The following is an 8,242-nucleotide window of genomic DNA, read 5'->3' on the forward strand; positions in this document are numbered from 1 at the left end:
CGCCCGGCAGCCACATCTTCGCCCCGCCGACGTACTACTACAAGACCGGCACCGCGTCCCTGGCCTGGCTCAACGGGCATCAGCGCAACTTCGCGCTGGTCGGCGGGCTTTCGGCCGGGGTGTGGGCGCAGCGGCGTTCTCCCCCGCCGCGTCGGCGCTCGTCGCCCGGCTGACCCCGGCCGGCGGACACGGTCGCGCGTTCGGCACCTACGGCTCCTACAAGTCCATCGGCTACACGCTGGGACCGCTGCTAGGTGGCGTGATCGTCGCGGTGGGCGGCATGCGCACGTTGTTCGCGGTGATGGCCGTGCTCGCGGTGGTCGTCGCCGCGTGGGCCGTGTTCGCGGTGCCGAACCTGGCTCCCCTGCCGCGGCGCCGGCAGACCCTGCTGGACACCATGCGCAGGTTCTCCGAATCTTCCTTCGTCACACCGACACTCGCGCTCGCAGCTTCCACCGCCGCGCTGTCGGTCGGTGTCGGGTTCCTGCCGGTGCTGGGCACCCGGGCCGGGCTGTCCCCGGTCGTCACCGGAGCCGTCGTCTCCGTTCTCGCGCTGACCACCGCGGTCGCGCAACCCGTCGCCGGCCGCGCGCTGGACGCCGGCAGAATCACCGTCACCGCGGGGATCACCGCCGGGATCGCGGTCACCGCAGCAGGTCTGGCCGCAGCGCTGATCCCCGGTGTGGCGGGATTGCTGTGCGCCGCCGTCGTCATCGGCGTCGGGTGCGGCCTGATCACACCGCTGGCGTTCACGATGCTGGCACGGTCGACACCGCAGGAGCGGCTGGGACAGACCATGGGCGCGGCGGAGATCGGCCGGGAATGCGGCGACGCGGCCGGTCCGTTGCTCGTCGCGTCCATCGCAGCCGCGGCCGGCGTGCCGTGGGGTTTCGTCGGACTGGCGGCGATCGTGGCCGTGTCGGGAGTGGCCACGCTGGGAGTCAAGGCAGCTCGCGGTGACAGCGCACCGCGCTGAACGGGGCTAGCCCAGGCCGGTCGACGAGCGGCGGCGCCGCGAGATCGCGTCGACGCTCGCGGCGAGCAGCAGCACACCGCCGGTGACCAGGAAGTTGATGTACGACGACTGGTTGAGCAGGCCGAGTCCGTTGGCGATGGTCGCGACCACCACGCCGCCGATCACCGCGTCGATGGCCCGGCCCTTGCCGCCGAACAGGCTGGTGCCGCCGATGACGGCGGCACCCACCGCGTACAGCAGCGTGTTGCCCGCACCCGACGATGCCGACACCTTGCCCGCATAGGACGCGGCGATGATCCCGCTCAACGCGGCCAGCGACGAGCACACGACGAAGACCGACATCCGGATGCGGTCCACCGAGATACCCGCGCGGCGGGCGGCTTCGGGGTTGCCGCCGACGGCGTAGATGTGCCTGCCGTAGGAGGTGCGCCGGAGCACCACGGTCATCACGATCAGCAGCACCAGGATCAACGGCAGCACGTAGGGGATGCCGCGGATCTCGGCGGCGGCATTGACGCTGCGGTTCACGCTCAGCACGTACGTGACGCCGAGTACCACTGCGGCCACGGCCGACACCCGGGCGACGACGACACCCAGCGGCGAATGCGACAGCTGCAGCGCCTTCTTGCGGTGGTGCTGCCCGAACTCCAGAGCGGCGAACCCGATCACGACCACCGCGGCGATCGTCCAGCCGACCGTGACCGGCAGGTTGCTGATGGTGAGCCCCCGGATCACCGGATCGTCGACCCGTACCGAGCCGCCTTCGCCGATGAGCTTGAGGGTCACCCCCTGCAACCCGAGGAAGAAAGCCAGTGTGACGACGAACGACGGGATGCCGAGCTTGGCGCGCAACAGCCCGATCGCGAGACCGATGACCGCGCCACAGGCAATTCCGGCCAGCAGCGCCGCCCACCACGGCCAACTCATGTTGACGACGGCCAACGCCATCGCGCAGGCGGCGACCCCGCCGGCGACTCCGGCCGACAGGTCGATGTCGCCGAGCAGCAGCACGAACACCAGCCCCATCGCCAACACGCAGATCGACCCGGCCTGGGTGATGAGATTCGCCAGGTTCAGCGCGGACAGGAAGCGGTCGTTGGCCAGGCCGAACACCGCGAACAGCACGACCAGGCCGAGCACCGCGGGTAGCGAACCCATGTCCCCACCGCGCACCCGTTGCAGGTAACCGCGCACCGCGGTGCCGAACGAGTCGTCGGTGCGGGTGTCGCCGGAGAAATCGGCCCCGGCCAGTGTGACGCCGGATTCGCCACGGACAGTGGTCATCTGAAGAGCCTCATCTGGGTCGGGGGTACACGGCAGGGTTCACATCGACTCGGCGGCTTGTGCGGGCGCCAGCCCGAGGCTGCCCGAACGGCCCGCGGTGATCAGTTCCACCACCTGACCGTGCGTGACATCGGAGGCCTTGACCTCGGCGGCCACCCGCCCCAGATACAGTGCGCAGATCCGGTCGGCGACCTCGAACACGTCGACCATGTTGTGCGAGATGAGCACGACGCCCAGACCGCGGTCGGCCAGCCCGCGCACCAGCTCGATCACCTGCCGCGTCTGCGCGACACCGAGGGCGGCAGTCGGCTCGTCGAGCAGCACCACCTTCGAGTTCCACAACACCGACTTGGCGATGGCCACGGTCTGCCGCTGGCCACCGGACAGGCTCGACACCGGCTGCCGCACCGACTTCACGGTCCGCACCGACAGCGACGTCAACGCCTCTTTGGCCATAGTCTCCATCCGGGCCTCGTCGAGTATCGCACCACGCTTGAGTTCCCGTCCGAGGAACATGTTTTCGACGATGTCGAGGTTGTCGCACAGCGCCAGATCCTGGTACACCACCTCCACGCCGAGGTCGGAGACGTCATTGGGACCGCGGACCGACACCGGTCTGCCCTCGAACAGGTAAGTGCCGGTGTCGACGGGATGGATCCCGGCGATCACCTTCACCAGGGTGGATTTGCCCGCACCATTGTCACCCACCAGGGCGGTCACCTGACCGGGGTACACGCAGAAGTCGACGTCGTGGAGCACGTGGACAACCCCGAAACTCTTGTTCACGCCGCGCAATTCGAGGATCGGCTGCTCCGTGTCCATCAGACCCCCGCTGCGGTGCACGCCGATGCGAACTGCCCGGCGCACACCTCGTCCTTGGATTGCCCGCCGTCGTCGAAGACGATGTCGATGTTGTCCTTGGTGATCGACTTCGGGGTCAGCAACACCGACGGGACATCCCGTCCGCCGGTGTCGTCGCGCGAGGTGCCGGTGGTCTGGGGCTGTTGCCCGTTGACGAGTGCGATCGCGGCGTCGGCAAGCGCATTGGCCTCTTCGGTGGCCGACTTGTACACCGTCATGCACTGCGTCCCGGCCAGGATGTTCTGCAACCCTTCGACCGTCGCGTCCTGCCCTGTCACCGGAACCTGGCCGGCCCGCCTGTTCTTCTCCAGGATCGAGATCACCGACCCGGCAAGGCCGTCGTTGGCGGCGTACACCCCGTCCACGCGGCCGTCCGCCGCGGTGTAGAGCTGCTCGAAGATGGTGACGGCTCTGTCGTTGTCCCAGTCCGGCACCGCCTGTTCCCCGACGATCGTGATCGACGGTGTCGCGTCGACGACCGAGTGGGCACCCGTGCTGAACAGCGTCGCGTTGTTGTCGGTCGGAGAACCGTTGAGAAACACCACGTTCGCCGGTCTGCCACCGAGGCAGTCGACCAGACCCTGGCCCTGCAGTCTGCCGACCTCGGTGTTGTCGAACGACACGTAGACGTCGGCGGAACCGCCGAGCGTGAGGCGGTCGTAGTCGATGGTCTTGACGCCCTGCGCGGCGGCTTTCTGCTGGATGGATGCGCCGCTGTCGGAGTCGAGATTGACGATGGCCAGCACGGTGACGCCGTCGGCGATCATGCCGTCGGCGATGGTGGCCATCGTGTCCGCGGATCCTTCGGCGTTCTGGATGGTGTAGTCGACACCGGCGTTCTTGAACGCGGCCTCCAGCGCGGGCCGGTCTTTGGTCTCCCACCGGACCGAGGACTTGGTGTCCGGCAGGATCACACCGACCTTGCCACCCCCGCCACCGTTCGACGCGGAATCGGTGTTCGATCCGCACGCGGTCATGGTCAGTCCGACACCGACGACCGCGGTGACGAGCAGGCTGCTGGTTCGCTTCACGAGAATCCCTCCGATTGAGCCGACATGTTCGTTGAGTGTCAGACCTGCGACCGTGCACCCATCAGGTGCTCGACGGCCAGTTGGTGCAGAGCCACGAAACCGCAACCCTTTCCACCGAAGTACGCGCCCGCGTCGAACTCCTCGTAGGCGCTGGTGTCGGCCAGCAGATCCGCATACGTCTCGCCGTCTGCCAGCGTGGGCTGCTTCAACTCGGACACCTTGGCTGCCGCGATCGCCTCCTGGACGGCCGGGTCGGACCGGAACGCGGCGGCGCGTTCGCGCAGCAGCAGGTACATCCGCATGTTGGCGGCCGCCGATGCCCACACCCCCTCCGCGTCCTCGGTGCGGCTGGGCTTGTAGTCGAAGTGGCGGGGTCCGTCATAGGCGACCGAACCGCCGGGTCCACCGTGCTCGAGCAGGTCGACCAGCGAGAAGGCGTTGATCAGATCGCCGTGACCGAACACCAGGTCCTGGTCGAACTTGATACCGCGCTGGCCGTTCAGGTCGATGTGGAACAGCTTGCCGCTGTACAGAGCCTGGGCGATTCCGTGCATGAAGTTCAGCCCGGACATCTGCTCGTGACCGGTTTCCGGGTTGACCCCGACCATGTCGGGCCGCTCGAGGGTTTCGATGAAGGCCAGCGCGTGCCCCACCGTCGGCAACAGGATGTCGCCACGCGGCTCGTTGGGTTTGGGCTCGATCGCGAACCGGATACCGGACCCCTGGTCGAGCACGTACTGGCACAACACGTTCAGCGCCTCGCGGTAGCGCTCCAGTGCCGCCCGGACGTCCTTGGCCGAGTCGTACTCGCTGCCCTCGCGGCCTCCCCACATCACGAAGGTCTGAGCGCCGAGTTCGGCCGCCAGATCGAGATTGTGCAGCACCTTGCGCAGCGCGTAGCGGCGCACCGCACGATCGTTGCTGGTGAAACCGCCGTCCTTGAAGACGGGCTGGGTGAAGAGGTTCGTCGTCACCATCGGCACCACCAGACCCGACGCGTTCAGCGCTGCGGACAACCGGTCGATCGCGCGCCGGCGCTCGGAGTCGAGGCTGCCGAACGCGAACAGGTCATCGTCGTGGAACGTCACGCCGTACGCGCCGAGGCCGGCGAGCCGGTCCACCGCCTCCACCACGTCCAGCGCCGGACGGGTGGCGACTCCGAACGGGTCGACGCCGGTCCATCCGACCGTCCAGAGGCCGAACGAGAATTTGTCCGCCCGCGTGGGAGTGAGCGCGTCGGATGCGGGGACACTGGACTGCAGCACAGTCATCGGGATGCTCCAAACAGCATTGAGATATGGTTTTGTTCTCTGTGCGAACTTAAGATGTGGCCTGCGCCACTGTCAAGGCTGAAATGCGAGGGGTAGAGGCTGGTGAGAACGGGGCAGGGCCCGCGGGCGACCAAGGCCGGCACCAACACCGACGACGTCCGGCGGCGCAACCTGTCGACGGTGTTGACCCTCGTGCACCGGCACAGGGCCCTCAGCCGCGCCGAGTTGACCCGTCACACCGGCCTGTCGCGCTCCACCACCAAGGACCTCGTCGAGGAATTGGTCGCCCGTGACCTGGTGGAGGAATCGCCTGCCCCGTCGGCGTCCCAGGTGGGTCGTCCGAGTCCCATTGTGCGACCGACTGATTCACTGCTGGCGGTGGCGGTGACCCCCGAGGTCGATGCGGTGACGGTGGGTGTGGTGTCGATGGGCGGCGTGGTGCGTGAGGTCCTGCGCTGCCCGACCGATCAGGTGCCGACCCCCGCGGACACGGTGAAGATCGCGGCCGACGCGATAGCCCGCATCCAGCGCGGACTGGGGGCCAAACAGGCGGTGACGGCCGTGGGCCTCGCGGTGCCCGGGCTGGTCCACGGACGTCAGTCGGCGGTGCAGTTGGCGCCCAACCTCGATTGGCATGACGTCGAGATCGGCCAGATGCTCAGCGCTGCAATCGATCTTCCGGTCCACGCGGCCAACGACGCCAATGTCGGAGCCATCGCAGAGCACCTCTTCGGCAACCATCACAACGCCGAACACCTGATCTATGTCAACGGCGGCCCGAGTGGAATCGGTGCCGGGTTCGTGGTGGCCGGTGGCCTGCTGGAGGGTCTCGCGGGATACGCGGGCGAGTTGGGCCACACCTATGTCGGCGGTGACGAGCGGTGCCACTGCGGCAGCGTGGGATGTCTGGAGACCGAGGTCGTCCAGGCGCCGTTGGCACGGCTGGTGGCCGAGTCGGAAGGGGTACCGGCCAGACAACCGGACAGCGCCGAGCGCGATGTGCTGGATCGGCAGGCACGCGTGCTCGCGGTCGCGCTCGGTAACGCGGTGAACATGCTGAACCCCGGACTGATCGTCCTCGGTGGCTTCCTGCGGGTGTTCTGCGCCTACGCCTCTCCGGTGCTCCGAGAGGAGTTGGCGCGCCGCACGATCGCCGCACCACGGGATCTGGTGCGCGTCGTGCCTGCCACTCTGGGCGCGGACACCTTGGTCATCGGCGCGGCCGAGCTGGCTTTCGCGCCGGTGCTCGCCGATCCCGGACGGTGCTGAGATGACGCTCGTCGCGGGGATCGACTCGTCGACCCAGTCGTGCAAGGTGGCGATCTGTGACGCCGACACCGGCCGGTTGGTGCGGTCGGCGGCGACGCCGCATCCCGGCGGTACCGAGGTCGACCCCGAGCTGTGGTGGGCCGCGCTGCAGGCCGCGATCACCGCCGCAGGCGGATTCGACGACGTGTCGGCCGTGTCGGTGGGCGCACAGCAGCACGGCATGATCTGCCTGGACCGCACCGGCGCTGTGATCCGGGATGCGTTGCTGTGGAACGACACCCGATCCGCCGATGCGGCGGCACAGCTGGTCGCGGAGCTGGGCGGCGCCGCGGCCTGGGCCGACCGGATCGGTGTCGTGCCGGTGGCTTCCATCACCGCGGCGAAGCTGAGGTGGCTGGCCGACCATGAACCGCGTCATGCCGACGCCACCGCAATGGTGTGCCTGCCGCACGACTGGTTGACGTGGCGGTTGCGCGGCTCGTCCGACATTGCCGACTTGTGCACCGACCGCAGCGATGCCAGCGGCACCGGCTATTTCTCATCCCGTACCGACACCTACCAGAACGACCTGCTCGCCCTCGCGTTGCGGGGTCGGCGTCCGGCAGTACCCCCGGCGCTGGGACCGCACGAGTCGGCGGGCGCAACGCGACAGGGGCTCGCTCTGGGCCCCGGCGCCGGGGACAACGCCGCTGCCGCACTGGGTTTGGGAGCGTCCCCGGGTGACTGCGTGGTGTCTCTGGGGACCTCGGGCGTGGTGAGCGCGGTCGGGTCCGTCGGGCCCCGGGATGCCGACGGCATCGTCGCGGGATTCGCGGATGCGACCGGCCGGCACCTGCCGTTGGTCTGCACCCTCAACGGGGCGCCGGTGCTGGCCGCCGTCGCCGAGATGCTGCGCGTCGACTTCGCCGAGTTCGACCGGCTGGCCCTGTCGGCCCCCGCCGGCGCGGACGGTCTGGTGCTGGTGCCCTACTTCGACGGCGAGCGTTCGCCGAATCTGCCACGAGCGGCCGGTGCGCTGCACGGGATCACCACACGAAACCTGAACGCGGCCAATATCGCCCGCGCCGCCGTGGAAGGGCTGGTCAGTTCGATGGCGTATTGCATCGACAGGATCGGCGCTCAGGGTGTCGACGCGCACCGCATCATCCTCGTCGGGGGCGCGGCCCGCTCCGAAGCGGTCCGGCAGATCGCGCCCGCGGTGTTCGGCGCGCCGGTGGTGGTGCCGACGCCAGGTGAGTATGTGGCGCTGGGGGCGGCCCGCCAGGCGGCCTGGGTGCTCTCCGGGCAGGATGCGCCACCGTCGTGGTCGATCGGGAATCCGGCACGCTACGAGACAGCCGCGACGCCCCAGGTTCTCGAGCAATACCGGGCGGCGGCGCCCCTGACGTTGCGGTAGGCGTTTTTGTCGGGGCGCAGGGGTAGTGTCGGTGGCATGTTCGAAAGTTTGTACTGCTTATCTGCTTAAGTGGACCTATGCTGTTCAGCGTGGGTGTCGAGGGCGCTCCCGTGGGCGGTGTGGACTACCCGCGGACCTATCAAGAATTCCGGGC

8 protein-coding genes are annotated in these 8,242 nt (G+C 68.5%); 4 read left to right on the plus strand and 4 right to left on the minus strand.

Going from position 1 to position 8,242, the window contains the following annotated elements:
- The first annotated feature begins 59 nt into the window (after nt 1-59).
- Both ASJ79_RS35020 and ASJ79_RS13160 read left to right on the plus strand, forming a co-directional pair.
- Entirely contained in the window at nt 60-173 is a 114-nt protein-coding gene (locus ASJ79_RS35020) for a hypothetical protein (protein WP_369803664.1), read from the plus strand.
- A complete protein-coding gene (locus ASJ79_RS13160; protein ID WP_369803663.1) occupies nt 122-976 on the plus strand; it encodes an MFS transporter in 855 nt (284 codons plus the stop codon). Before ASJ79_RS35020 ends, ASJ79_RS13160 begins: the two co-directional genes overlap by 52 nt.
- A gap of 6 nt (nt 977-982) precedes the next feature.
- Here ASJ79_RS13160 and ASJ79_RS13165 read toward each other — a convergent pair whose 3' ends face one another.
- From ASJ79_RS13165 to xylA, 4 genes are read right to left on the minus strand one after another with little or no spacing between them, the layout of a single operon-like run.
- The gene (locus tag ASJ79_RS13165) at nt 983-2,260 is read right to left on the minus strand and encodes a sugar ABC transporter permease (protein WP_067955798.1); all 1,278 of its coding nucleotides are present in this window, start codon (nt 2,258-2,260) and stop codon (nt 983-985) included.
- Between the two features lie 39 nt (nt 2,261-2,299).
- The gene (locus tag ASJ79_RS13170) at nt 2,300-3,082 is read right to left on the minus strand and encodes an ATP-binding cassette domain-containing protein (protein WP_067955808.1); all 783 of its coding nucleotides are present in this window, start codon (nt 3,080-3,082) and stop codon (nt 2,300-2,302) included.
- Complete coding sequence (locus ASJ79_RS13175; protein WP_067955801.1) at nt 3,082-4,152, minus strand: sugar ABC transporter substrate-binding protein; 1,071 nt, start codon at nt 4,150-4,152, stop codon at nt 3,082-3,084. The genes ASJ79_RS13170 and ASJ79_RS13175 overlap by 1 nt, the downstream gene beginning before the upstream one ends.
- A gap of 38 nt (nt 4,153-4,190) precedes the next feature.
- Nucleotides 4,191-5,423, minus strand: coding sequence for a xylose isomerase (gene xylA / locus ASJ79_RS13180; RefSeq protein ID WP_067955803.1), 1,233 nt, complete (start codon nt 5,421-5,423; stop codon nt 4,191-4,193).
- A 102-nt stretch (nt 5,424-5,525) separates the two neighbouring features.
- Here xylA and ASJ79_RS13185 point away from each other — a divergent pair, with 102 nt between their 5' ends.
- Complete coding sequence (locus ASJ79_RS13185) at nt 5,526-6,692, plus strand: ROK family transcriptional regulator (RefSeq protein WP_231750839.1); 1,167 nt, start codon at nt 5,526-5,528, stop codon at nt 6,690-6,692.
- 1 nt (nt 6,693) lies between these two features.
- Nucleotides 6,694-8,088, plus strand: coding sequence for a xylulokinase (locus ASJ79_RS13190; protein WP_067955807.1), 1,395 nt, complete (start codon nt 6,694-6,696; stop codon nt 8,086-8,088).
- Nucleotides 8,089-8,242 lie beyond the last annotated feature (154 nt).

Source organism: Mycobacterium sp. NAZ190054 (assembly GCF_001545925.1).
Lineage (GTDB): Bacteria > Actinomycetota > Actinomycetes > Mycobacteriales > Mycobacteriaceae > Mycobacterium.

What these genes read in the sequence shown, in the direction of transcription:
- ASJ79_RS13165 (WP_067955798.1), bottom strand. Translation starts at nt 2,260, where the DNA reads ATGACCACTGTCCGTGGCGAATCCGGCGTCACACTGGCCGGGGCCGAT.
- ASJ79_RS13170 (WP_067955808.1), bottom strand. Translation starts at nt 3,082, where the DNA reads ATGGACACGGAGCAGCCGATCCTCGAATTGCGCGGCGTGAACAAGAGT.
- xylA (WP_067955803.1), bottom strand. Translation starts at nt 5,423, where the DNA reads ATGACTGTGCTGCAGTCCAGTGTCCCCGCATCCGACGCGCTCACTCCC.
- ASJ79_RS13190 (WP_067955807.1), top strand. Translation starts at nt 6,694, where the DNA reads ATGACGCTCGTCGCGGGGATCGACTCGTCGACCCAGTCGTGCAAGGTG.